Consider the following 22,651-nt stretch of genomic DNA (forward strand, 5'->3'; position numbering starts at 1 on the left):
GCGCTTTCAAGCTCATGATCCTTGGCTTTGCCACTACTGCCCTTCTTGGGAGGTAACTTATGCACTATGCGGTTCGTCACTGGCGTTGGCTTGTGACACTTAGTTTGGCCAGCTTGCTCACCGGCTGTCTGGCGCTTCCCCAAACGAGCCTGTTTGCGTTTCGTTTGGCAGTCACATCGCTTGGCGTGGAAGACGTGCGCATTGGCCCTTACAGCATCAATGCGGGCCTGGACACCAGCGACCTGACCAGCCTACTGGCCTCAAGCCTGGGCGCTGGTAGCCTGCCGGTACAGGCAACGCTTGCGTTGGGGCTGGGGCTGCCTGCAGGCATGCCGGCAGTGGCCATGTCAGGCTTTGACTGGACGCTGAACATGCCGGGCGTAGAGCCTGTGCAGGGCGAGTACAACCAGGATGTGTCATTGACCCCGGGCGACGGCGCTAACCTGCGTCTGCCGGTGGCTTTTGATGTTTTAGGCACAGACACCCAGAAGATGGCGCCGATGCTGAACTTAGCCCGGCAGCTCGCCGCTCAGGGTGAACTGCCGGCGGGCAGTCAACTGGCCATCACGCCGGGAGACCTGCGCGGGCTGGGCATGACGCTGCCTGCCGGGCTGTTAACGCCTACTATCCGCCTGAATGTGGGTGAAGATGGTCAGCTAACGCCTCAGCGTTAATGTTTTTCCGCCAGACGTTTGCGGCCTGCCCAGCGGGCCGCAAACTGCCGCATAGCCACCAGTGGATATTTCAATCAACCGGTTGTTGACCCGGTGGCAATTATTGATCCACATGGTCAAGTAGCTTGGTTAAAGGTTGGCTCAGTTCAGCGTCCATACCGATCCTCACATTACTGTCTTCACATACCTGTCTTTACATACCTGGCCTCCCATACCTAGCCTCCCATACCTCTCCTCAAGCAAAGTCAGTTATGATGGCAGTATTGCTTGAACGCTCTCAATGGTTATCTTGTGAGCAGGGAACCCATTCGTCTAGAAGGAAACATCTTATGCGTTGGCTTCGTCCATTAGCTGTTACCGCGTTATGCGCTTCGCTCGCGGCTTGTTCTACCTCACCCACCGGGCGCTCACAATTATTGCTGCTTTCCGACGATCAGCTTAACGAGATGGGTCAGCAGGCATTTGCCCAGTACCAGAAGGATATCCCCACCGCTGACCAGGCCAGCCTGCGCTATGTGCAATGTATCACCGATGCGATTGTTGACGTGCTGCCTGGCGATCAGCGCAGCCTGGATTGGCAGGTGCGTGTGTTCAAGGCCGAGCAGCCTAATGCCTTCGCCCTGCCCGGCGGCTACATGGGCGTAAACACCGGCATGTTGAATGTTGCCACTACCCAGGACCAGCTGGCAGCCGTGGTTGGCCATGAGATTGGTCACGTGCTCGCCCGCCACGCTAATGAGCGCGCGTCTACCCAAAGTGCTACCTCGATGGGGCTTTCAGTGATTTCCAGCGCCTCGGGTATGCAGAGTCCGGGTGGACAACAGTTGATGGGCGTACTGGGCATGGGCGCGCAATATGGCATTGCCCTGCCGTTCTCACGCCGCCACGAAAGTGAAGCGGATGTTATCGGCCTGGACCTGATGGCTCAGGCAGGTTTTGATCCACGCCAAAGCGTAACGCTTTGGGAAAACATGCAGGCCGCCTCTGGCGGTGGCGCGCCGCCCGCCTGGATGTCGACCCACCCAAGCCAAGGCCAGCGTATTGAAGGCCTGCAGGCCAATATGGACCGAGCACTGGCCACTTATGAGCAGGCCCGCAGCAGCGGTCACACGCCTAACTGTAAGCGTCCTTAATCCGCTAGGATCTGGTGTATTCGCCAAGATGAGGCATCGCCCTCGTCTTGGCGTGATGATTTAGATGTTAGGCGGCATTTAACATACGGCGTATTATCTGGCGTACCTGGGTCGTATCAGGGCGCACGTTGCGCCATAAAAAGAATGCTTCTGCCGCCTGTTCAACCAGCATTCCCAAGCCATCCAATCGCTTAGCACCATGAGTGCCCGCCCATTTCAAGAACACCGTTTGTACTGCGCCATACATCATGTCGTAGGCCCAGGCACCTTCTGTAAATAGGTTACCCGGCAGCGGTGGCAACTCACCGTTTAAGCTGGCGCTGCTGCCATTGATCACGACATCAAACGGGCCTTTGATCGCCTTGAACCCCCCACTGTGCAGCTCTCCAAGATCAGCAAAATCATCTGCCAACTGCTGGGCTTTTTCAGCGGTACGGTTTACCAGAACGACCTCGCCAGGCTGCTCGGCAAGCAGCGGTTCCAGAGCGCCCCGCACGGCGCCACCCGCGCCAATCACCAGCACACGTTTATCGGTGAGGGGCACCCGGTGATACTTCAGATCACGTATCAAGCCCACGCCATCCGTGTTATCGCCGTAAACCTGCCCGTTGCCACCCACCGTTAGCGTATTAACTGCTTCGGCACGCTGGGCGCGCTTACTTAAGGTATCGCATAGCGCAAAGGCGTCGCCTTTAAACGGCACGGTTACGTTGGCACCGCGCCCGCCTTTCTCGACAAACGATCGCCAGGCGTCCGCAAAGCCATCCAGAGGCGCCCTTTCCTTCGTGTACTCAATGTCCTGCTTGGTTTGCTGGGCAAACTCGGTGTGAATCAGTGGCGATTTTGAGTGCTCTATGGGATTACCAAACACGCAGTAACGGTCACTCATTGGCTCGCTCCTATGCACTTTTTCATATTCCAAAGATCCCCTTACGTAGTTATGTGAGCATTGTCAGTAAGCGTTCGTTGGATTGCTTATTTATTACCCGCTAATACCCAACCAATCACGAGGTATTAGATAACTATTAAGCTTGGCTTCGGCGCTGTCGGCTTCGGGTGTGTAAGCATATTCCCAGCGCGCAAGTGGCGGCATGGACATTAAAATCGACTCTGTTCGCCCGCCGCTTTGCAGGCCAAATAGCGTCCCCCTGTCCCACACCAGATTAAACTCTACATAGCGGCCGCGCCGATAAAGCTGGAATTCACGCTCGCGCTCGCCCCAGGTATCGGCTTTACGCCGCTCCACAATAGGCAGGTAGGCATCCAAAAAGCTATCGCCTACGGCGCGCTGAAAGGCAAAGCACTCATCAAAGCTGCCCGCATTGAGGTCATCGAAAAACAGCCCTCCCACGCCGCGGGTCTCGTCGCGGTGCTTCAGGTAGAAGTAGTCGTCACACCAAGCCTTATAGCGGGCGTATACATCATCGCCAAAGGGGTCGCAGGCGGCCTTGGCCACGCGGTGCCAGTGCACTACATCGTCGAGCACCGGGTAGTAGGGTGTTAAATCAAACCCGCCGCCAAACCACCACACCGGCGGCTCACCCTCTTTTTCTGCAATAAAGAAGCGCACGTTGCCATGGCTAGTGGGAATATACGGGTTTTCAGGATGCAACACCCAGGAAACCCCGACCGCATGAAAACTGCGCCCGGCAAGCTCCGGGCGGGCAGCGGTGGCAGAAGGCGGTAGCTTAGCACCGTACACATGGGAAAAATTGACGCCACCTTTTTCAAACACACCGCCCTGCTCAATCACCCGTGAACGACCGCCGCCGCCCTCTTCACGCTGCCAGCTATCCTCGCGGAATGTGCCACGGCCATCGGCGGCGGCCAGCCCCTCGCAGAGCCGCTCCTGCAGATCCAGCAGGTACGTTTTAACGTTATTCAGGTGCTCTTGGGCCACAGTGTCTCCAAGATTGTGTCAAAAGGGTTAATGATAATGGTAAGGGGTGACGGGCGAATCGGCAAAAGGCAGGCAGACCCCAGAGCGTCACGGTCGTGCCTGGAAGCGCGCTAGCGCCCGACGGTAGGCCCCGCTTCGCACCGCGCGACTGATCATCGGCATGGCGCTTTTGATCCCGGCTCGCACCAGGCGGCGCTGAACGCGAGGCATTTCAAGCTCAAGCTGGTTTGCGGCCCATTCGGGTAGCAGATCGATACCTGCACGCATGAAAAGCGCTCCGGCCGGGCGAAAGATCACATGGCGTGGCGGGGCATCCAGCAATACCTGCACGATTTCGCGGGTGCGCTCGTCGCAAATGAGCTCGCGCCGTTTAGCGTCCAGGTACGCATCGACCGCAGCGCGACTATCGGGCACATTGCTCGCGCCCAACGCCTCGGCAATACAGGCGGTCTCGAAAAAGTAACGATCCTGGCTTTCGCGCTCAAGCCGGGGATTACGATAGCGCAGGTGCGCAGCCATGAAGCGGCTCATCTCGGCAACATGTACCCAGGTGAGTAGATCCGGGTCGTCGGCAGAATAAGGGCGGCCATCGGCGGCGTGGCCGCGTACCTTGGCATGCACCCGGCGCACCCGGGCAATCGCCTCTTCGGCCTGCTCGAAAGTACCGAAGCTGGTGGTGGCGATAAAGTCGCTGGTGCGTCTGAGCCGCCCGACCATATCGTGACGAAAGCTTGAGTGATCCCATACGCCAGCCAGCGCCAGCGGATGCAGCATCTGCAAGAGCAGCGCGCTGATGCCGCCGCACATCATGGGCGTGAAGTCGCCATGAATATTGCGCACCAGGCCATCCAGAGGAAAGGGGCCGGGATTTTGTGCGGCGCGTACCTCACCCAGGCGCGCCGCCATGGCGTCATACAGAAAAGTGGCCACGGCTAGGCCCGCATCACCTGACCCGTGGCAAGGTCGCGGATAGTGCTGGGCCGCGAGTTACCGCCAAGCTCACCAGCAACCATCGCGGCGACCTCCTGACCAAAAATGTTGACAATTTCGTCACTGCTCATGGCCGGTGGCTCTCCGGCGCGATTGGCCGAGGTAGACACCAGCGGCCCGCCAAACGCTTCGCATAGTGCTTTCATCAACGGGTGATCGGTCACCCTCAAGGCTACGCGCTGGTGGGCACCACGAACCAGAGGATGACTGCGGCCGTTATCCGGCACCAGCCAGGTATTGGGGCCGGGCCAGCTGGCGGCTAGCGGCGCGTGCAGCGCGAGCGGCAGCTGGCTTAACCAGGGTTGAAACTGCTTTATATTGGCAGCAACCAAAATAACGCCCTTGGCGGGGTCACGTGCCTTCATGCGCATCAGGTGCGTTAGCGCTTCGCCGTTATCCGGGTCGCAGCTAAGCCCCCACACCGCTTCGGTGGGGCAGGCAATCACGCCACCTGCATGTAACGCATTAACGGCAGTTTCGAGGTTGGTGGCCGGTTTCATGGCAACTCCTGCTCTACTAGAGACGACGGGCGATAATGAGAATACGCATATTTTATCATGGCCTGGGCAAACGCACCCAGCCACCCGCCTGCTGGGCCACCCATCCATCAAGTTCCAGCATCAGTAGCCGCTGCTGACAACCGCTGACGGTTTCGCCGGTATTGTGTACCAGCACATCGATGGGCACGGGTGTTGCGGATAACGCGTTAAGCAGCGTATCCGGCAGCGGCTCGCTTTCGCGCGGGGGTAGTGAAGATGGTAGTGAAGATGAAGGTGCAGCCGCTAGCTGATCACGCCCTGCTTGTTGATGACCTGTCTGATCATAGTCTGCCTGGCCATGGCCTGCTTGGGGAAGAAAGTGGCCTGCCCACTGCTGCAACTCCTCAACAATATCGTCAACGTGGCGCACCAACGTTGCCCCGTTACGTAAGAGATGCAGGCAGCCTTGTGCCTGTACGTTATGCAACGAACCCGGCACAGCAAATAGCTCTTTGCCCTGCTCCAGCGCTAAACGCGCGCTGACCAGCGAGCCGCTTTTCTCCGTGGCCTCCACCACTAACGTGCCCAGGGAAAGCCCGGTCACAATCCGGTTGCGACGCGGAAAAAACGCTGGGCGAGCCGCTGTGCCCGGCGGGTGCTCCGATAACACCAGCCCACCGGGGGCTTGGCTTAGCTGCTCGTGAAGGTCGCGGTGTCGGGCAGGATAAATAACGTCCACGCCACAGCCCAGCACTGCGATACTGCTGCCTCCGGCATTGAGCGCCGCGCGCTGGGCAATGCCGTCGATCCCCAATGCCATACCACTAACGATGCACCACCCCCGACAAGCCAGCTCCCGTGCAAACCCCTGCGCATTGGCGCTGCCTTCAGAAGTAGGTTTGCGCGTTCCCACCATGGCAAGCGTCGGCCCGTTAAGCGCCGCAAGATCCCCCTGCGCCCATAATATGGCGGGTGGGTCCGGCAATTCGTTTAACAGCTCAGGCCAGGCAGGATGATGACGATGCAAAATATGCCGATGATGGCCGCCCTGCTGCCATGCCAAGGCGTCGTCTACGCACTGCTGAAGCGGGCTACGCTCTGGATGCTCAAGCCATAGCCTTAACGCGCTGGCGGCATTACTTGGCAGCGCGGCAAGCCAGCCTTCCGGCCAGCGTGGCTTGCGGGCCGCCAGCTGGCTAATCCGCAAGGCGCCCATTCCCGGCAAGGCGTTAACGACTAACCACTTGCTGACATCCATTGGCTCTCCTTAAAGCGCATATCCGATTTAAAAGTATTTTATTGATTCGGGAACACTACCCGGTCCCCGATTTCCAGTACGTTGGATGTCTGCATCACCAGCGCATAGCTCACCTGCTGATAGGGCTTGATGACCATTACTTTGCCCGAGGGCGTCGGCGGCAGCTGTGTCACTGCCTGGCTGCGCGGGTCATCAAGGGTTTCGCCGGGCTGGTTAACCTGAAGAACATGCCCAGCTTGCAAGCCATCCCGAGTTCCCAGATCGACGCTCACGACCTGCAGGCGGCCTATAAAACGCAGTCCGCCTGGCACATCAAGAATACGTCCACTCACGTTGCGGGGAGGCAGTTGCGGCTGTAGCGCAGAGGGCGGTGGGTGCTGTTCCAGAGCAAGGATAAGATCATTACGCCGCACCTCCTGATGGGCGCGGAGTATTTCCAGTGCCAGCATATCGCCAGCGGTGCGCAGGTGGCGCGCCTCGCCAATGTTAGTGAGCGCTTGGCCCAGCGGCGTGCCGTCGTCAGCGGTATAGGTTTGCGTCTGGCGATAAATACCTAGCGTGGCATTTTCCAGAACACTCTCCTGTGCGCTGCCTCGCGCAAAAATCGTATCGCCCGGCGCATGGAGCAGGCGCTGATTCTCGCCGCCAATGACGTAAGCTGACGCTTGCACGGCTTCGCCTGGCTCCACTACGCGATATTCACGCCAGAAGGCATCCAGGCTTTCAGGCGATAACGCGCTTAGTTCGTTAAGCCGCGCATCATGCTGATCACTACCTGCCGCGGGCATGCTTACCCACAGCAATAGGCTGATCAACGCGGCGCTTTTCAGGCCCAATGCTAAGTTGAGTGACCGTTTACGCAGTACGCGTGGGGCGCGCTGCATGGCCGTGACATCGCTAAAGGTTAGTATCGTCATCCCACGCTCCTTGAGGATGTTGCGATCGACTTTCACCGCGCTGCTGGCCCTGCGCCCATGCCCAGGAGTGCTGTCAGCGTGATATAATAGTTATTAGAACAGTGTGAGGCCGCAACGACCCGGCCTGATTATCAAAGATTCAGCATAACGGTGATTGTAAACTCATGGCCAAACTTCCTATTCTCGAATTCCCCGATGAGCGCCTGCGCACCAAGGCGGTACCGGTGGAGACCGTTGACGATGAGATCCGCCAACTTGTCGACGATATGTTAGAGACCATGTACGACGCTCGCGGCATTGGCCTTGCGGCCACCCAGATCGATGTTCATCGGCGCGTCGTCGTGATGGATGTCAGCGAAGACAATTCGCAGCCTCTGGTTTTGATAAACCCCCGCTACACGCCTATCGGCGAAGAGCAGGAACCGCTTTCAGAAGGCTGCCTATCGATTCCTGAGCACTACGCCGAAGTGCCGCGTTACCTGAAGGTCCAACTCAACGCCCTTGACCGCAACGGCGATGCTTACGAAATTGAGGCTGACGGCCTGCTGGCACACTGTATTCAGCACGAGTACGACCACCTGGAAGGCGTACTGTTTGTTGATTACCTGTCGCCGCTTAAGCGTGATCGCATTATGAAAAAAATGCAGAAACGCCATAAGCTGATGCAGGACAACGGCTAGCTAAGTTTTGCATAGCCTCGTTTTTATCATAGTTTACTTCGGTTTTCGCAAAAAAATTCGCAAGAAAGTTTTGCTGAAACGTTTGCGACAAGCGTGATGACAACGCTTAAGGCCGAGAAGCCCGGTGATCACAACAGTTGTTGTATGCCTTCGCTTCTCGGCCTTTATTGTTGGTCTGGGCTTTCTCTTTTTCCCTGTTATTAGGTAGCTATTGTCATGTCACAGTTGCGCGTTGTTTTTGCTGGCACGCCTGATTTCGCAGCCTCGAGCCTTGCGGCTCTACTGGATGGCGACCATGAGGTGGTGGCGGTGTATACCCAGCCTGACCGCCCTGCGGGGCGCGGACGCAAACTTACGCCCAGCCCTGTGAAAAAGCTTGCCCTTGAACACGATCTGCCGGTTTACCAGCCCCAGACGCTTAAAAGTGCCGATGCCCAGGCCGAATTGGCGGCACTTAACGCGGATATCATGGTGGTGGTTGCTTACGGGTTATTGCTCCCCCAAGCGGTGCTCGACACGCCGCGTCTGGGCTGCATTAACGTGCATGCATCGCTACTGCCCCGCTGGCGTGGCGCGGCACCCATTCAGCGCGCAATTGAGGCGGGCGACTCCGCCTCAGGCGTAACCATCATGCAAATGGATGCGGGGCTGGATACCGGGGCGATGCTGCACGAAGTACGCACCCCGATTACCGAGCGCACCACCGGCGGTGACCTTCACGACCGCCTGGCTATTCAAGGCGCCGGTGCGTTGATGAGCGTGTTGGACGATATCGCCCAAGGCAAGGCAAGCGCCACACCTCAGCCTGCAGAAGGCGTTACCTACGCCACCAAACTTAGCAAAGCCGAAGCCGAGCTGGACTTTACCCGGCCCGCCGAGGAGCTTGCGCGTAAAATTCGCGCCTTTAACCCCTGGCCGGTCGCCTGGTGTCAGTTGGGCGATGATCGCCTGCGCTTGCTGATGGCAAGCGTTGAGAGCGGCGAGCATGCTTCGCAGCTTCCCGGCATGCTTTTGGAGCATGGCGAAGATCATCTGCGCATCGCCTGCGGCGCTGAAGGCCGCGAGGTCCTCTGCATCAGCAGCGCCCAACTTCCCGGCGGCAAAGCCATGGCGGTGCGCGACTTACTCAATGCCCGCCACGCACGCCTTACCACCGGCACCCGCCTTGGTCAGCAACCCCAGCAAGGAGACTCTTTATGAGCCAACAACGTTCAGCGCAACGCGGGCGCCCGTCAGCCAATAGCGGCCAAGACGTTCGCGCCGCCGCCGCTCGCGCTCTGGCACCGGTGATTAGCCAGCAAGGCTCACTTTCAAGCCTGGATGAACACAGCGTGGTTGCCCGCGACCGAGGGCTTCTAAAAGAGCTCTGCTTTGGCACCTGCCGCCGTCTTCCACGCCTGGAGGCTCTTGCCGCCACGTTGCTGAAACAGCCTTTTAAAAAGCGTGACAGCGATATCCATGCCCTGCTGCTGGTGGGTATTTATCAGCTGCTGTATATGCGCATTCCCGCCCACGCGGCGGTAGGTGAAACGGCGGGCGCCGCGCGTTTACTGGGTAAAGAGTGGGCAACCCGCGTGTTAAATGGCTGCCTGCGCCGCCTGCAGCGAGAATCCGACACGCTTCAGGAAGCGGTCGACCGCGATGAAAGCGTTGCGCTGTCACATCCTCGCTGGTTGCTGGATACGCTGCGCAACGCCTGGCCCGAGCAGTGGCGTGCCATCGTCGAGGCCAATAATGAGCCCGGCCCCATGACCCTTCGCGTTAATCAGCGCTATAACGACCGTGAAGCGTACCTGGAAAAGCTCGTTGAGGCCGGCCTGAATGGCGAGCTATGCACCCACTCGCCGGATGGCATTACGCTGCATACCCCGTGTGACGTGACGGCCCTGCCTGGGTTTGCCGAAGGCCACGTCAGCGTGCAGGATGAGGCGGCTCAGCTTAGCGCAGCACTGCTGGGCCCAGCGCTTGCTCCCCGAGCAGGCGCCCATGTGCTGGATGCGTGTAGCGCCCCCGGCGGTAAAACCGCTCACTTGCTTGAGCAGTTCGATATTGCCCTGACCGCTCTGGATAGCGACAACCACCGCCTGTCGCGTGTTGAAGACACCCTCAACCGGTTAGGCTTATCCGCTGAATTGCAGCATGCCGATGCCGCCGAGCGTGACTGGTGGAACGGCACGCCGTTTGAAGCTATTCTTCTGGATGCCCCTTGCTCCGGCACCGGGGTTATCCGGCGCCATCCAGATATCAAGGCGTTGCGCCGTAAAGAGGACATCCGCCAGTTAGCCAAGCTGCAACAGCAGCTGCTGGATAACTTATGGCCTCTGTTACGCGAAGGCGGCACGCTGCTCTATGCCACCTGTTCAGTACTACCTGAAGAGAACGCCAAGCAGATCGATGCGTTTTTAGCGCGTACGCCGGATGCCAAGGTAACCACGCCCAATGACGTTGCCTGGGGAGTACCGAGCGGCCAAGGTCGTCAGCTGTTTCCCGAACAGGGACGTCACGATGGCTTTTTTTATGCCAGACTAGAGAAGCATACTGCTTAAACGTAAGTAGTGAATTCATGACTAAGGATGGAGATAACATGACTCAACATACCTACAAGCACGTAGAAATCACCGGCTCTTCCGAGAAAGGTATCGAGGATGCCGTGCAGAACGCACTCGCCAAGGCATCAGAAACCATCCAGCACATGCGCTGGCTGGAAGTGACCGATACCCGTGGTCATATTGAAGATGGCCGCGTTGCTCACTGGCAGGTTACCGTCAAAGTTGGCTTCACGCTGGAATAAATCCTCACCTGCTTTTCGACGGCGGCTGGTTTACACTGGCCGCCGTCTTTATTGCAGCGCATTACGTTATAACTGTCTATAAGAACTGTCCATAAGAACTGTCCATAAGAACTGTATATAAGAACCTTATATCAGAACTTTATACTAGAACTTCACGTTAGACATTGCGCTGGCGCTTTCAATGGAACCGATGCTCAGTAATGAAAATCATCATTCTCGGCGCCGGCCAGGTCGGCGGCACCCTGGCGGAGCACCTCGCCCGCGAGGAAAACGACATCACCGTGGTCGATACCAACGCCAATAAACTGCGCGAGCTGCATACCAAGCTCGATATTCGCACCGTGACCGGCGCGGCTTCTTATCCTAACGTTCTGCGCCAGGCCGGCTGTGAAGATGCCGATATGTTGATTGCGGTCACCAACTCCGACGAAGTCAACATGATCGCCTGTCAGGTCGCGCATACCCTGTTTCGTACGCCCACCAAAATTGCCCGGGTGCGCGCCACCCCCTATTTGACCCGCAAGGGGCTATTCGCCCACGAAGCTATCCCCATCGATGTGCTGATCAGCCCCGAGCAGGTGGTCACGGATCACGTGCGCCGTTTGATTGAACACCCCGGTGCCCTGCAGGTATTGGATTTTGCCGGAGGCTTGGTGCAGCTGGTCGCGGTGAAAGCGGTGTTTGGCGGCCCGCTGGTGGGTCAGGATTTGGCGTTCTTGCGCCACCATATGCCCAACGTGGATACCCGCGTGGCGGCAATTTATCGGCGCAACCGGCCGATTATTCCGCGCGGCGATACGGTCATTGAGGCCGACGACGAGGTGTTCTTTCTCGCCGCCCGGCGCGATATTCGCGCGGTGATGAGCGAGCTTAGGCGTATCGAACGTGGCTTTCGCCGGGTGGTGATTGCCGGGGGCGGGAATATCGGCGAGCGCCTGGCCGAACACCTGGAGCATAGCCACCAGGTCAAGATCATTGAACACAGCCTTGAGCGCTGCACCACGCTGTCCGAGCGGCTGAACCGCACCGTGGTGCTGCACGGCAGTGCCACCAGTAAGCGGCTGCTCGAAGAAGAGAACATTGAAGACTGCGATATTTTCTGCGCGCTGACCAACGACGACGAGGTCAATATCATGTCGTCGCTGCTCGCCAAGCGCCTGGGGGCCAAGAAGGTTCTGACGCTGATCAACAACGCCGCCTATGTGGATCTGGTGCAGGGCGGCGATATCGATATCGCGATTTCTCCCCAGCAGGCGACCATCGGCAGCCTCTTAACCCACGTGCGCCGCGGCGATATAGTCAACGTGCACTCGCTGCGCCGTGGGGCGGCGGAAGCCATTGAGGCTATCGCCCACGGCGACAAGCAGTCCTCCAAGGTGGTGGGCCGTACCATCCGCGAGATCAATCTGCCGGACGGCACTACCATCGGCGCGATTGTGCGCGGCAAGGAAGTCATTATCGCCCACGGCGATGTCCTGGTGGAAAGCGGTGACCACGTGATTCTGTTTGTGATCGACAAGCGCCGCATCCGTGATGTGGAACGCCTATTCCAGGTCGGTTTGACGTTCTTTTAGGAGCATGCAACAACCATGAGTCTGCGGGTCATTTCACGCATTTTAGGGCTACTGCTGATGCTGTTTAGCCTGACCATGCTCCCCCCCATGTTAATTTCCCTATGGTTTCGCGATGGGGTCTGGCACGCCTTCATGATCGGTCTCGCCATTACAGTGGTGACCGGCTTGATCATTTACCTGCCTAACCGAAAAGCCCGTAAAGAGCTGCGCATCCGCGATGGGTTTTTAATTGCGGCCATGTTCTGGACGGTACTGGCCCTGTTCGGTTCGCTGCCCTTGATGCTGTTTGGCGATACCGCGCTGAGCATTACCGACGCAGTGTTTGAATCGTTTTCCGGCTTGACCACGACGGGTGCCACGGTGATTACCGGGATCGACTTTCTACCCGAATCGATTCGCTACTATCGTCAGCAGCTCCAGTGGCTAGGCGGAATGGGGATCGTGGTGCTGGCCGTGGCGATTCTGCCCATGCTGGGCGTCGGCGGGATGGCTCTCTACCGCACCGAGATCCCGGGGCCGCTAAAGGATTCCAAGCTAACCCCCAGGATTACCGAAACGGCCAAGGCGCTGTGGTATATCTACGCCACGCTGACCATTGCCTGCATGGTGGCCTATATGCTCGCCGGCATGAACTGGTTCGATGCGCTCGGGCACAGCTTTTCGACCGTGGCGATTGGCGGCTTCTCAACCCACGATGCCAGCATCGGCTACTTCAATAGCCCGTCTATCGAGCTGATCTGCGTGGGCTTTATGCTAATTTCGGCGTTCAGCTTCAGCTTGCACTTTATAGCCTGGCGCGAAAAGCGCTTGCTGCATTACTTCCAGGACCCTGAAGCGCGCTTTTTAATGCTGTTTCTGGCGGGGCTGGTCACCATTGCCGTGATCACCCTGTGGCTGACGCAAACCTACGATACGATGAGCGGCTTACGCTACGGTCTGTTCGAGGTGGTGTCGGTTGCCACCACGGCAGGCTTTTCAGTGGCCGACTTCTCAGCCTGGCCCGGCGCCCTGCCCTTTTTACTCTTCATTGCAGCGTTTGTGGGTGGCTGCTCAGGGTCAACCGCGGGCGGCATGAAGGTTATCCGTATTATCCTGATCCTCAAGCAGGGCATGCGTGAAGTCATGCGCTTGATTCACCCCAACGCAGTGATTGCGGTCAAGGTCGGCAAAGTAAGCGTACCGGACAGCATCGCCCAGGCGGTTTGGGGATTTTTCTCCGCCTACGTCATGCTGTTCTTTTTAATGATGGTCGGCGTGATGGCCACCGGCGTGGATCAGATCACAGCCTGGTCATCGGTGGGTTCCGCGCTTAATAACCTGGGCCCGGCGCTTGGCGAAGCCAGCAGCCACTACGGCGAGCTACCTGATCTTGCAAAATGGATATTGGTACTTGCGATGCTCTTGGGCCGCCTGGAAATTTTTACCGTGTTAGTGTTGTTTACCCCGGCCTTCTGGCGACGCTAGCACCCGCTTTATTATTTGAGTTGAGATCCTTTAATGAATCAAGACGATACAACCCTACCGCCGGCAGCGCCTGAGGCGTTACCAGCGATCAGCGGGCCACTGAAAACGGTTACCGTTGGCGACACCACCTATACGCTATTGGGCACGGCACACGTTTCGGCGCAAAGTGCTGATGACGTGCGCAGCCTTGCCGATAGCGGCCATTTTGACGCTATCGCCATCGAACTCTGCGATGCCCGCCACCACAGCATGACCAACCCTGATGCCATGGGCGAGCAGGACCTGTTTCAGGTATTCAAGCAGGGTAAGGCCGGTATGGTAGCGGCAAGCTTGGCGCTGGGCGCTTTCCAGCAGCGCATCGCCGAGCAGTCGGGTATAGAGCCGGGCGCGGAGATGCGTGCAGCCCTTGAAGAGTGCCGCAGCCGCAATCTACCGCTGCTGCTGGTCGACCGCGATGTGGGCGTAACGCTTAAGCGCATCTACCGTAACGTGCCCTGGTGGCAGCGGTTTTCGCTTTTTTCCGGCTTGATTGGCAGCGTGCTATCGCGCCAGGACGTGTCCAAGGAAGAGATCGAAAAGCTTAAAGAAGGCGACATGCTGGAAGCCACGTTCAGCGAGTTTGCCGCCGAGTCGGAAGCGCTGTATACCCCGCTGATTCGCGAACGCGACCGCTATATGGCCCTGCGCCTTGCCGAACAGGCCCCACCCGGGCGCTTCAAAAACGTATTGGTGGTGCTGGGCGCCGGGCACCTCAAAGGTACCGTTGAGCACCTGGAGGCCCCGCTTCCCGAAAATCCCACGGTTGAGCGCGCAGCCCTGGAAGCAACACCGCCGCCCTCCAAGCTGTGGAAGGCTCTGCCCTGGCTGATTACCATTCTGGTGATTACCGGCTTTGCGATTGGCTTTTCACGCAATACGGATCTCGGTTGGCAGCTGGTGCTGGAGTGGTTTTTGATCAACGGCATCTTATCCGGCGGTGCGACCATTATTGCCCTTGCCCACCCGGTAACGGTCATCGCCACCTTTTTTGCCGCCCCGCTGACCTCGCTTAACCCGACCATTGGCGCAGGCTTTGTCGCCGCCGGGGTCGAGCTTTACATGCGTAAGCCCAAAGTGCGTGACTTCTCATCGCTGCGTAAAGACGTTACCCACCTTAAAGGCTGGTGGAAAAACCGCGTGTCGCGCACGCTGCTGGTGTTTATCCTGGCAACGCTGGGCTCGGCGATAGGCACCTGGGTCGCGGGTTTCAGAATTGCCGGCGCTCTGTTTGGTGGCGACGCCGCGTGAGTACGCTCAAACGCGCGCCCTGGCAGGCGGATGCCCTGCTGCTGCTGGTAACCATACTGGCGGCAGGCGGGTGGATTTTCTCCAAAGAAGCCCTTGCCGGGATGCCGCCGCTGCTGTTTATTGGCACGCGTTTTTTGCTGGCCGGGCTGATCCTGCTGGGGTTTGCCTGGCCTGCGCTAAGCCGTATGCCCGCCCGCCGTATTCGGCGCGGTATTTTCGTAGGCCTGCTGTTTAGCGTCGCGATTGGCTTCTGGATCATGGGGCTTAAAACGTCCAACCACCTGGGCGAAAGCGCGTTTATCAATAGCCTGGGGATACTGCTGGTTCCTGTGGTCGCCAAGCTACTGTTTGGCGACCGCCCGCCACGCACCACCTGGATAGCCCTGCCCGTTGCCCTGCTGGGTTTTGCCCTACTCTCGCTCAATGCGGGCTTTAGAGTAGAAACCAGCCAGCTATTGATGGTATGCGCAGCGCTCTGCTTTGCGTTCCTGATTAACGTTAATACCCGCGTGGTGCGTAATGTACCCGCCCTGCCGCTGACCACGCTGCAGCTATTATCGGTGGGTACCGTGTTAACCATCGTGTCGTTTACGTTTGAACGTCAGCCCGTGGCGCTTAATACGTCCATTTTAGGCTGGTTTATCGCCAGTGTGCTGCTCGCAAGCTCTGCGCGGTTTTTCCTGCAGATCACCGCCCAGGGAATGACCACGCCCAGCCATGCCTCGGTCGTTTTGATGCTGGAAGCGGTATGGACGGCGTTATTCGCCGCCTGGTGGTTTGGCGAAACCATGGCACCGCTTCAGCTGCTCGGCTGTGGGCTGATTTTTACCGCCCTGCTGATTAACCGCTGGTATTGGGTGCGGAAAATACTGCTGCGCTGGTTACCCGGCGCTGCCCGCTAGGCTTTAGTCTTCCAACACTTCCTGACGTGCCAACAGGCGCGTCATTGCCTCGGTGGGTTCGGCAATTTTCTTGTAGAACCGGCTGGCGGCGTAGCTATCGTTGAACACGTCAAAGTAGTCATCCAGCACCGCCGCCGCGTTCTCATCCCCGCCCTGGCGCAGCAACTCAATAGCCACTTCTGCCGTGCATAAATGCGCTTTAGAAGCAGGCTTGCGCAGCCGGTAACGGGTTTCGCGCTCGGTACGTAAAGGCAGTACCGGCAAGCTATCCAGGTAGGCACTTTTGCGGAACATGCGCCGCGCCTGACGCCAGGTGCCATCCAGAATGATAAACACCGGGATGCGTGAATCTTGCTTGGCACTATGTACCGCATCCATCCCCACCACGCGATCCGCATAGTCCGGCTGATCATCAGGGAAAATCAAAAACGGCGCATAGCGCGGGTCTGCCAGCAGAGCAGTCAACTGTGCATCGGGCGCCGTGCGATACCAGGTAAACACCTGGGTTTGCGCCAGCACATCACTAATCAACCGGCCGGTATTGGTCGGTTTGTAGTGCTCCAGTGAGTGGGTGATCAGCCATACCTGGGCGTCACTTTCCGCCTTTACCTGATACGGGCACAGGCAGTTCAGCTTGGGTAGATTGCAGCCTTCGCAGCGTATGACAAAACTGCCCCGCGCCTTGAACTCACGCCGTGGCGGGCGCGAATGGCCGGTAGCCGGATCACACTCAGGGGAAGTATCAGAGGCAGACATCCGCGCTCCAGACAGAAGAAAAGGGCGCAGAGTATAAAGCAGGGCATCCCGAATGACGAACCCAACCATGTAAACCAGAAAAATTCTTGAAGTTGACATAACACTCTTGGCGCCGATAAAGTCTAGTCAACTTATTAAATTAAAATGGTTTACCGATGACTGCGACTGCCGCCCCCCGCCATGACTGGACGTTAGACGAAATCAATGCGCTTTTTGCGCTGCCGTTCAATGATCTGCTGTTTCAGGCCCAGCAGGTTCACCGGGCGCACTTTGACGCCAACGCCGTGCAAATATCCACGCTACTATCGATAAAAACCGGCGCCTGCCCGGAAGACTGCAAGTACTGCCCGCAGTCCGGCCACTACAACACCCAGCTCGAAAAAGAGAAGCTGCTGGAGATCGAAAAGGTCGTTGAGCAGGCTCAGGCGGCAAAAGCGGCAGGCGCCAGCCGTTTCTGCATGGGCGCTGCATGGCGCAGCCCGCGCGACAATGATTTAGTGCTGGTTGAAGAGATGGTGCGTCAGGTAAAAGCCTTGGGGCTTGAAACCTGCATGACGCTGGGCATGGTGGACACTCTTCAGGCCAGCCGCCTGGCGGCCGCTGGGCTTGATTATTACAACCACAACCTGGATACATCGCCCGACTACTACGGCGAGATCATCACCACACGCACCTATAGCGACCGCCTGGAGACCCTGGCCACGGTGCGCGACGCGGGCATGAAGGTATGTTCGGGTGGCATTCTGGGCATGGGCGAAGACGCCCAGGATAGAAGCGCCCTGCTGCAACAGCTGGCGAAACTCACTCCCCACCCAGAATCAGTGCCGATCAATATGCTGGTAAAAGTGCCCGGTACGCCGCTGGAAAATGCAGACGACATGGACCCTCTCGAATTTATCCGCGCCATCGCCGTTGCCCGTATCATGATGCCGCAAAGCCACGTGCGCCTTTCGGCCGGGCGCGAGCAGATGAGCGAATCTACCCAGGCGCTGGCGTTTCTGGCGGGCGCCAACTCGATCTTCTACGGTGACAAGCTGCTGACCACCGGCAATCCCCAGGCTGACCGCGACCGTGCCCTGTTTGCCAAGCTGGGCCTGCACCCTGAGAAGCGCGAGACTTGTGAAAGCGAAGACACCCAGGCCGCACGCCTTGCCCAGCAGGCGCAACAGCAACAGCTTAATGAACGCGCCGCCGAGCTTGCGGTGGATGCCAGTGTCTAAAGCGTGGCGTGAGCGGCTAGGCAATGCTCATGATACACGCCAGCATGCTCAGCAGTGGCGCGCTCGGCGCATCAGGCAGCCAGCGTTGTTGGATTTCGCAGGCAATGACTACCTCGGCCTGGCGAAAGACCCGCGGGTCCAGAACGCTCAGGCCGAAGGTGCCCGCCGGTTTGGCGCGGGTGCCGGCGCATCGCATCTGGTAAACGGTCATCTGGCGATTCATGAAGCCTTGGAAGAGGCATTGGCCACCTGGACGGGGCGCGAGCGCGCGCTGCTGTTCTCCACCGGTTATATGGCGAATCTAGGCGTACTCCAAGCGCTTGCCGATACTGATACAGCCATCTTTCACGATCGACTCAATCACGCCTCGCTGCTGGACGGCAGTGCGCTAAGCGGCGCTCGCTCGCGGCGCTACCACCATAACGATATTGACGATTTGACCCGCCTGATGGCGCGCAGCGCCTGTACGCACAAGTTGGTGGTAAGCGACGGTGTCTTCAGCATGGACGGCGATGTGGCCGATATTGCCGCTCTGGCGCAGGTAAGCCAACAGCATGACGCCTGGCTGATGATCGATGATGCCCATGGCATGGGCGTTATGGGCGTTAACGGTAGCGGTTGCGTCGGGCCTCGCTGGAGTAGCCAGCAAGTGCCCATTCTGGTGGGCACGCTAGGCAAGGCGCTAGGTACTGGCGGTGCGTTCGTCGCGGGCGATGCGCTGCTCATTGACCACCTGACCCAGTTCGCCAGAAGCTATGTTTACACCACCGCGCAGCCGCCCGGTGTTGCCGCCGCGACGCTTCAAGCGCTCACCATTATTCAGCGTGAACCCGAGCACCGCGAGCGCCTTGAGCGGCGTATCAGTTACTTCCGTGAGGAGGCCTTGCGGCTCAACCTGCCGCTAGGCGAATCACGCACGCCCATTCAGCCATTGCTCCTGAAAAGCGAATCGCGCCTGCTACAATGGGCCGAACGCCTGCACCATGCGGGCATCGACGTTGGCGCGATTCGTCCACCGACAGTGCCAAAGGGTGAGTCGCGCCTGCGGATCACGCTGAGCGCCCGCCATTCGCGCGGCGATATTGATCAGTTGCTTGAGACATTGGACGCCTGCCGTCGGGAGATTTCATGACACGCCTGGTAATGCTTTCCGGCTGGGGAATTGACCAGCGCATCTGGCAGCCGCTTGAGCCCCACTGGCCAGACAACGTTGATGTCGTCACCGTTGACTGGCCGGGCTACGGCAAGACGCCCTCTCTATCTGGCAACGCCACCATGGAGACGCTTGCCGCGGCCATGGCGAACCATCTGCCAAGCGATGCCGTGTGGGTGGGATGGTCGTTGGGCGGCCTGCTGGCGACCGCCCTGCTTGATTACCTGCCCGCGCCGCGGGGTCTAGTGCTGCTGGGAGCAGGCGCCCGATTCTGTGTGCCGGGTAGCGCGCTTGCCGCAGAGCTTGCCGACTTCCAGGCAGTGTTTGCGCACCGCCCTGATGCCGCTTGGCGGCACTTCCTGCACTGGCAGGCCCAGGGCGAGCCCACGCCCCATCACGCTCATACGCAGCTTCGCGAGTTATTGGGCAAGACGCCTGTTGCAGATCACACGACCCTGGCCACGGGCCTTCACTGGCTGGCCACGCTGGATAACCGCCGGCGCCTCAAAACACCTCCCTGTCCGGTGGTTCACCTGGTAGGAGAGCACGACCCGCTGGCAAGCCAAACTGCACGCCACGAGGCGCTGACGCTTGAGCACTGTGGCCATGGTCCGATGCTTTCGCAGCCAGCGCATTTGGCCTCCCTGCTCGCCGCTAAGGCCACTGCGTTATCCGTAGAGGAGATAGCATGAGTCTTAGTACCGCTCAACCGCTGCTACCGCCCGAGGCTGACTGGCCGGCCAAAGTAGCCCGCGCCTTCTCTCGGGCGGCGTCTCGTTATGACACTCTGGCCAGCGCCCAGCGGCATATCGGCGAGTCGCTGTGGCGCGGCCTGCCAGGCACCGCCCAGCACATACTCGACCTAGGGTGCGGCACCGGCTACTGGTCGCAGCGGCTGGCCGCTCGTTACCCCACCGCGCACGTGACGGGGCTGGATATTGCACCGGGTATGCTGGAACACGCCCGGGCGCGCCATGGCGATACGATTACCTGGCAACTGGGCAGTGCCGAATCGTTACCCCTGCCCGCAGAATCGTTGGACCTGGTATTTTCCAATCTGGCGATCCAGTGGTGCCGCGACAGCCTGGCTGTCATGGAGGCGCTTTATCGCGTGCTGGCCCCGGGCGGCCAGGCGTTCATTACTACACTGCTGCCCGGCACGCTCAGCGAAATTGCCTTCGCCTGGCAGCGGCCAGACGCTGTGCTAAAAACGCCAGCATGTTGCGTGCTTGAAGCCGCTATCAGCAAAAGTGGCCTGCTCTCATTGAAGCAGTCGACTTGGGTGGAGACGTTTTTTTACCCTGATTTCAAGGCGGTCATGGCCTCCATCAAGGGGGTGGGTGCCCAAGTGGCCAAACCCAATGCTACGCTCACCCGGGCTGACCTGGCAGCGGCAGCAGCGCGCTTTGAGCAGCTTCGCGAGCCACGGGGGCTGCCGGTCAGCTACCACTGCCTAAGCTTGCAGCTGGAGAAACCTCGATGACGTGTTTCTTCGTCACCGGCACCGATACCGATGCGGGCAAAACGCTCGTTACCGGCGCGCTACTCCATGCGGCTCAACGCCAACAGCTAAGTACGCTGGGACTCAAACCCATCGCCTCTGGCAGCATGCGAACGCCTGATGGGCTGCGCAATAGTGATGCCCTGGCGCTGCAACGCCAATGCGAGCCACCGGTCGACTACGCCACGGTTAACCCGCTCGCCTTTGAACCTGCCATCGCGCCTCATCTGGCCGCGCTGGAAGCGGGCAAGTCACTAAGTGTGAGTGATATCACCCGCCTGCTGCACGAAACGCTTAACCAGACGGCCCGGGACTTCATGTTGATCGAGGGCGCAGGCGGCTGGCGCGTACCGCTCAACGAGCAGGAGGACTTTGCTGACATTGCGATCGCGTTGGGGCTCCCAGTCATCCTGGTGGTTGGTTTAAAACTCGGCTGCCTGAATCACGCGCGTTTAACAGCCGAAGCTATTCGCGCCGATGGCCTGACGCTTGCGGGCTGGGCAGGCAGCGTGGTTGATCCTGCCTTTGAGGCTCAGCCTGCTCGCTTTGCGAGTAATATCGCCCATCTTGAGGCCAAGCTGACGGCGCCCTGCCTGGGCATCATCCCTCATTTGGCAAACCCCGATGCCGCTACCGCCCATCGCTATCTCTCTCTGGAGGCCTTATGAGTTCGCCGGTCTGGCATCCCTATGCGCATATTAAAACCCAAACGCCCGCTCCCATAGTGGTCGGCGGCAGCGGCGCTCATTTTGAGCTTGAAAGCGGCGAGCGCCTGCTGGATGCCACCTGTTCCTGGTGGTGCATGATTCACGGTTACAGCCACCCACGCCTGGTGGCAGCCATTCGCGAGCAGGCGGGCACGCTGTGCCATGTGATGCTAGGCGGCCTGACCCACGAACCCGCCGATCAGCTAGCCCGTGAGCTGGTACGCATCACCCCCGCGGGGCTTAATCACGTTTTCTACTCCGACAGCGGCTCGGTGGGCATGGAAGTGGCGATGAAGATGGCGCTTCAATACCAGGTGCTGAGCGGCCACCCCGGCAAATGCAAGATGCTGTCGTTGATGAAGGCGTACCACGGCGACACCGCTGGCTGCATGGCGGTCTGCGACCCCGAAGAGGGCATGCACAGCCTGTTTGCCAGCCTGTTGCCAAAGCATCACTTTGCACCCGCGCCTACTGCCCCTTTTGATGCCTCGCCTGAGCAGGTCGAAGCGGACCTTGACGCCTTGCGCAGCATTCTTGAGCGCCACCATGCCGAGATCGCCGCTCTGCTGATGGAGCCGCTGCTGCAAGCCGCCGGCGGGCTGAACATGACCTCACCTGAGTACCTGCGCGGTGCGCGAGCGTTGTGCGATGAGTTTGGCGTATTGCTGGTGTTTGACGAAGTAGCCACCGGCTTCGGGCGCACCGGCAAGCTGTTTGCCGCCGACCATGCAGGCGTCACGCCGGATATCATGGTGCTTTCCAAGGGGTTGACCGGCGGCTACCTGGGTCATGCGGCAACGCTTGCCACGGACCGCGTTCACGCCGCTTTTATCGGCGACAGCGCGCAGCATGCCTTTATGCACGGCCCTACCTTTATGGGAAACCCACTGGCCTGCCGCGTCGCACTCGAGAGCTTGCGGGTATTTGAAGAAGAGGATTATCTAGGCAAAATCGCCACGCTCAACCAGACGCTAAAACGCGAGCTACTCGATGACCGCGCGTTAAACGCTCACCCGGCGGTGGCCGACGTGCGTGTTCTTGGCGCCACGGCAGTCATCGAAACGCACACGGCAGATGCGCTTGCCGGCGTGGCGAGCTTTGCCCGCCAGCGCGGCGTATGGCTGCGCCCGTTTGGCCGCTGGCTTTACACCATGCCTGCCTATATCACATCGCCTGCGGAGATGACCCAAATTACTGATGTCATGAAGGCCTGGTTTACAGAGGATTAGCGTCTCTTAATTACCTAAACCGATGGATCACCTGAA

23 protein-coding genes are annotated in these 22,651 nt (G+C 59.0%); 16 read left to right on the forward strand and 7 right to left on the reverse strand.

Annotated elements, in window-relative coordinates:
* Positions 1-59: 59 nt before the first annotated feature.
* Both D467_RS0113930 and D467_RS0113935 read left to right on the forward strand, forming a co-directional pair.
* A complete protein-coding gene (locus D467_RS0113930; protein WP_018918140.1) occupies positions 60-674 on the forward strand; it encodes a hypothetical protein in 615 nt (204 codons plus the stop codon).
* A gap of 329 nt (positions 675-1,003) precedes the next feature.
* Positions 1,004-1,807: a M48 family metallopeptidase gene (locus D467_RS0113935; protein WP_018918141.1), complete on the forward strand. Its 804-nt coding sequence runs from the start codon at positions 1,004-1,006 to the stop codon at positions 1,805-1,807.
* Between the two features lie 67 nt (positions 1,808-1,874).
* Here the strand turns inward: D467_RS0113935 and aroE are convergent, their stop codons facing one another.
* The 6 genes from aroE to D467_RS0113965 form a co-directional block, all read right to left on the reverse strand.
* Positions 1,875-2,696: a shikimate dehydrogenase gene (gene aroE / locus D467_RS0113940; protein ID WP_018918142.1), complete on the reverse strand. Its 822-nt coding sequence runs from the start codon at positions 2,694-2,696 to the stop codon at positions 1,875-1,877.
* Between the two features lie 93 nt (positions 2,697-2,789).
* Complete coding sequence (gene hemF, locus D467_RS0113945; protein ID WP_018918143.1) at positions 2,790-3,707, reverse strand: oxygen-dependent coproporphyrinogen oxidase; 918 nt, start codon at positions 3,705-3,707, stop codon at positions 2,790-2,792.
* 87 nt (positions 3,708-3,794) lie between these two features.
* Positions 3,795-4,637, reverse strand: a complete 843-nt coding sequence (locus D467_RS0113950; RefSeq protein ID WP_018918144.1) for an oxygenase MpaB family protein — start codon at positions 4,635-4,637, stop codon at positions 3,795-3,797.
* 2 nt (positions 4,638-4,639) lie between these two features.
* Entirely contained in the window at positions 4,640-5,197 is a 558-nt protein-coding gene (gene tsaC, locus D467_RS0113955; protein ID WP_018918145.1) for an L-threonylcarbamoyladenylate synthase type 1 TsaC, read from the reverse strand.
* Positions 5,198-5,252: 55 nt separating this feature from the next.
* Positions 5,253-6,434 carry a DNA-processing protein DprA gene (gene dprA / locus D467_RS0113960; protein ID WP_018918146.1) on the reverse strand — a complete coding sequence of 394 codons (1,182 nt, stop codon included), beginning with the start codon at positions 6,432-6,434 and terminating at the stop codon, positions 5,253-5,255.
* 38 nt (positions 6,435-6,472) lie between these two features.
* Positions 6,473-7,351 (reverse strand): hypothetical protein, encoded by an 879-nt coding sequence (locus tag D467_RS0113965; protein WP_018918147.1) that lies wholly within the window; start codon positions 7,349-7,351, stop codon positions 6,473-6,475.
* A gap of 164 nt (positions 7,352-7,515) precedes the next feature.
* On the opposite strand from D467_RS0113965, the gene def reads away from it, so the two are divergent.
* The 8 genes from def to D467_RS0114005 all read left to right on the forward strand — a co-directional run bounded on the left by def (position 7,516) and on the right by D467_RS0114005 (position 16,049).
* Positions 7,516-8,031 (forward strand): peptide deformylase, encoded by a 516-nt coding sequence (gene def, locus D467_RS0113970; RefSeq protein ID WP_018918148.1) that lies wholly within the window; start codon positions 7,516-7,518, stop codon positions 8,029-8,031.
* Between the two features lie 216 nt (positions 8,032-8,247).
* Positions 8,248-9,231: a methionyl-tRNA formyltransferase gene (gene fmt / locus D467_RS0113975; RefSeq protein ID WP_018918149.1), complete on the forward strand. Its 984-nt coding sequence runs from the start codon at positions 8,248-8,250 to the stop codon at positions 9,229-9,231.
* Positions 9,228-10,577, forward strand: a complete 1,350-nt coding sequence (rsmB, locus tag D467_RS0113980; protein ID WP_018918150.1) for a 16S rRNA (cytosine(967)-C(5))-methyltransferase RsmB — start codon at positions 9,228-9,230, stop codon at positions 10,575-10,577. The genes fmt and rsmB overlap by 4 nt, the downstream gene beginning before the upstream one ends.
* 38 nt (positions 10,578-10,615) lie before the next feature.
* Positions 10,616-10,822 (forward strand): dodecin, encoded by a 207-nt coding sequence (locus D467_RS0113985; protein ID WP_018918151.1) that lies wholly within the window; start codon positions 10,616-10,618, stop codon positions 10,820-10,822.
* 200 nt (positions 10,823-11,022) lie between these two features.
* Complete coding sequence (trkA, locus tag D467_RS0113990; RefSeq protein ID WP_018917433.1) at positions 11,023-12,396, forward strand: Trk system potassium transporter TrkA; 1,374 nt, start codon at positions 11,023-11,025, stop codon at positions 12,394-12,396.
* A 15-nt stretch (positions 12,397-12,411) separates the two neighbouring features.
* Positions 12,412-13,860 carry a TrkH family potassium uptake protein gene (locus D467_RS0113995; RefSeq protein ID WP_018918152.1) on the forward strand — a complete coding sequence of 483 codons (1,449 nt, stop codon included), beginning with the start codon at positions 12,412-12,414 and terminating at the stop codon, positions 13,858-13,860.
* Positions 13,861-13,893: 33 nt separating this feature from the next.
* Positions 13,894-15,147 (forward strand): TraB/GumN family protein, encoded by a 1,254-nt coding sequence (locus D467_RS0114000; RefSeq protein WP_018918153.1) that lies wholly within the window; start codon positions 13,894-13,896, stop codon positions 15,145-15,147.
* Complete coding sequence (locus D467_RS0114005; RefSeq protein ID WP_018918154.1) at positions 15,144-16,049, forward strand: DMT family transporter; 906 nt, start codon at positions 15,144-15,146, stop codon at positions 16,047-16,049. Before D467_RS0114000 ends, D467_RS0114005 begins: the two co-directional genes overlap by 4 nt.
* 3 nt (positions 16,050-16,052) lie before the next feature.
* Here D467_RS0114005 and D467_RS0114010 read toward each other — a convergent pair whose 3' ends face one another.
* Positions 16,053-16,805: a tRNA-uridine aminocarboxypropyltransferase gene (locus D467_RS0114010; protein ID WP_018918155.1), complete on the reverse strand. Its 753-nt coding sequence runs from the start codon at positions 16,803-16,805 to the stop codon at positions 16,053-16,055.
* 155 nt (positions 16,806-16,960) lie between these two features.
* On the opposite strand from D467_RS0114010, the gene bioB reads away from it, so the two are divergent.
* From bioB to bioA, 6 genes are read left to right on the forward strand one after another with little or no spacing between them, the layout of a single operon-like run.
* Positions 16,961-18,025, forward strand: a complete 1,065-nt coding sequence (gene bioB / locus D467_RS0114015) for a biotin synthase BioB (protein ID WP_018918156.1) — start codon at positions 16,961-16,963, stop codon at positions 18,023-18,025.
* Entirely contained in the window at positions 18,012-19,157 is a 1,146-nt protein-coding gene (gene bioF / locus D467_RS0114020; RefSeq protein WP_018918157.1) for an 8-amino-7-oxononanoate synthase, read from the forward strand. Before bioB ends, bioF begins: the two co-directional genes overlap by 14 nt.
* The gene (locus tag D467_RS0114025; protein ID WP_018918158.1) at positions 19,154-19,870 is read left to right on the forward strand and encodes an alpha/beta fold hydrolase; all 717 of its coding nucleotides are present in this window, start codon (positions 19,154-19,156) and stop codon (positions 19,868-19,870) included. The genes bioF and D467_RS0114025 overlap by 4 nt, the downstream gene beginning before the upstream one ends.
* On the forward strand, positions 19,867-20,661 hold the full coding sequence (locus tag D467_RS0114030) for a methyltransferase domain-containing protein (RefSeq protein WP_018918159.1): 795 nt from the start codon (positions 19,867-19,869) through the stop codon (positions 20,659-20,661). The genes D467_RS0114025 and D467_RS0114030 overlap by 4 nt, the downstream gene beginning before the upstream one ends.
* The gene (bioD, locus tag D467_RS0114035; protein WP_018918160.1) at positions 20,658-21,347 is read left to right on the forward strand and encodes a dethiobiotin synthase; all 690 of its coding nucleotides are present in this window, start codon (positions 20,658-20,660) and stop codon (positions 21,345-21,347) included. The genes D467_RS0114030 and bioD overlap by 4 nt, the downstream gene beginning before the upstream one ends.
* Positions 21,344-22,615, forward strand: a complete 1,272-nt coding sequence (bioA, locus tag D467_RS0114040) for an adenosylmethionine--8-amino-7-oxononanoate transaminase (protein WP_018918161.1) — start codon at positions 21,344-21,346, stop codon at positions 22,613-22,615. The genes bioD and bioA overlap by 4 nt, the downstream gene beginning before the upstream one ends.
* The last annotated feature ends 36 nt before the right edge of the window (positions 22,616-22,651 follow it).

Source organism: Vreelandella zhanjiangensis DSM 21076, from assembly GCF_000377665.1.
Lineage (GTDB): Bacteria > Pseudomonadota > Gammaproteobacteria > Pseudomonadales > Halomonadaceae > Vreelandella > Vreelandella zhanjiangensis.

What these genes read in the sequence shown, in the direction of transcription:
- bioA (WP_018918161.1), top strand. Translation starts at nt 21,344, where the DNA reads ATGAGTTCGCCGGTCTGGCATCCCTATGCGCATATTAAAACCCAAACG.
- bioF (WP_018918157.1), top strand. Translation starts at nt 18,012, where the DNA reads ATGCCAGTGTCTAAAGCGTGGCGTGAGCGGCTAGGCAATGCTCATGAT.
- rsmB (WP_018918150.1), top strand. Translation starts at nt 9,228, where the DNA reads ATGAGCCAACAACGTTCAGCGCAACGCGGGCGCCCGTCAGCCAATAGC.
- def (WP_018918148.1), top strand. Translation starts at nt 7,516, where the DNA reads ATGGCCAAACTTCCTATTCTCGAATTCCCCGATGAGCGCCTGCGCACC.
- D467_RS0114030 (WP_018918159.1), top strand. Translation starts at nt 19,867, where the DNA reads ATGAGTCTTAGTACCGCTCAACCGCTGCTACCGCCCGAGGCTGACTGG.
- dprA (WP_018918146.1), bottom strand. Translation starts at nt 6,434, where the DNA reads ATGGATGTCAGCAAGTGGTTAGTCGTTAACGCCTTGCCGGGAATGGGC.
- D467_RS0113935 (WP_018918141.1), top strand. Translation starts at nt 1,004, where the DNA reads ATGCGTTGGCTTCGTCCATTAGCTGTTACCGCGTTATGCGCTTCGCTC.
- D467_RS0114000 (WP_018918153.1), top strand. Translation starts at nt 13,894, where the DNA reads ATGAATCAAGACGATACAACCCTACCGCCGGCAGCGCCTGAGGCGTTA.
- D467_RS0114010 (WP_018918155.1), bottom strand. Translation starts at nt 16,805, where the DNA reads ATGTCTGCCTCTGATACTTCCCCTGAGTGTGATCCGGCTACCGGCCAT.
- bioB (WP_018918156.1), top strand. Translation starts at nt 16,961, where the DNA reads ATGACTGCGACTGCCGCCCCCCGCCATGACTGGACGTTAGACGAAATC.
- fmt (WP_018918149.1), top strand. Translation starts at nt 8,248, where the DNA reads ATGTCACAGTTGCGCGTTGTTTTTGCTGGCACGCCTGATTTCGCAGCC.
- D467_RS0113995 (WP_018918152.1), top strand. Translation starts at nt 12,412, where the DNA reads ATGAGTCTGCGGGTCATTTCACGCATTTTAGGGCTACTGCTGATGCTG.
- D467_RS0113930 (WP_018918140.1), top strand. Translation starts at nt 60, where the DNA reads ATGCACTATGCGGTTCGTCACTGGCGTTGGCTTGTGACACTTAGTTTG.
- D467_RS0113985 (WP_018918151.1), top strand. Translation starts at nt 10,616, where the DNA reads ATGACTCAACATACCTACAAGCACGTAGAAATCACCGGCTCTTCCGAG.
- bioD (WP_018918160.1), top strand. Translation starts at nt 20,658, where the DNA reads ATGACGTGTTTCTTCGTCACCGGCACCGATACCGATGCGGGCAAAACG.
- trkA (WP_018917433.1), top strand. Translation starts at nt 11,023, where the DNA reads ATGAAAATCATCATTCTCGGCGCCGGCCAGGTCGGCGGCACCCTGGCG.
- tsaC (WP_018918145.1), bottom strand. Translation starts at nt 5,197, where the DNA reads ATGAAACCGGCCACCAACCTCGAAACTGCCGTTAATGCGTTACATGCA.
- D467_RS0114025 (WP_018918158.1), top strand. Translation starts at nt 19,154, where the DNA reads ATGACACGCCTGGTAATGCTTTCCGGCTGGGGAATTGACCAGCGCATC.
- aroE (WP_018918142.1), bottom strand. Translation starts at nt 2,696, where the DNA reads ATGAGTGACCGTTACTGCGTGTTTGGTAATCCCATAGAGCACTCAAAA.
- D467_RS0113965 (WP_018918147.1), bottom strand. Translation starts at nt 7,351, where the DNA reads ATGACGATACTAACCTTTAGCGATGTCACGGCCATGCAGCGCGCCCCA.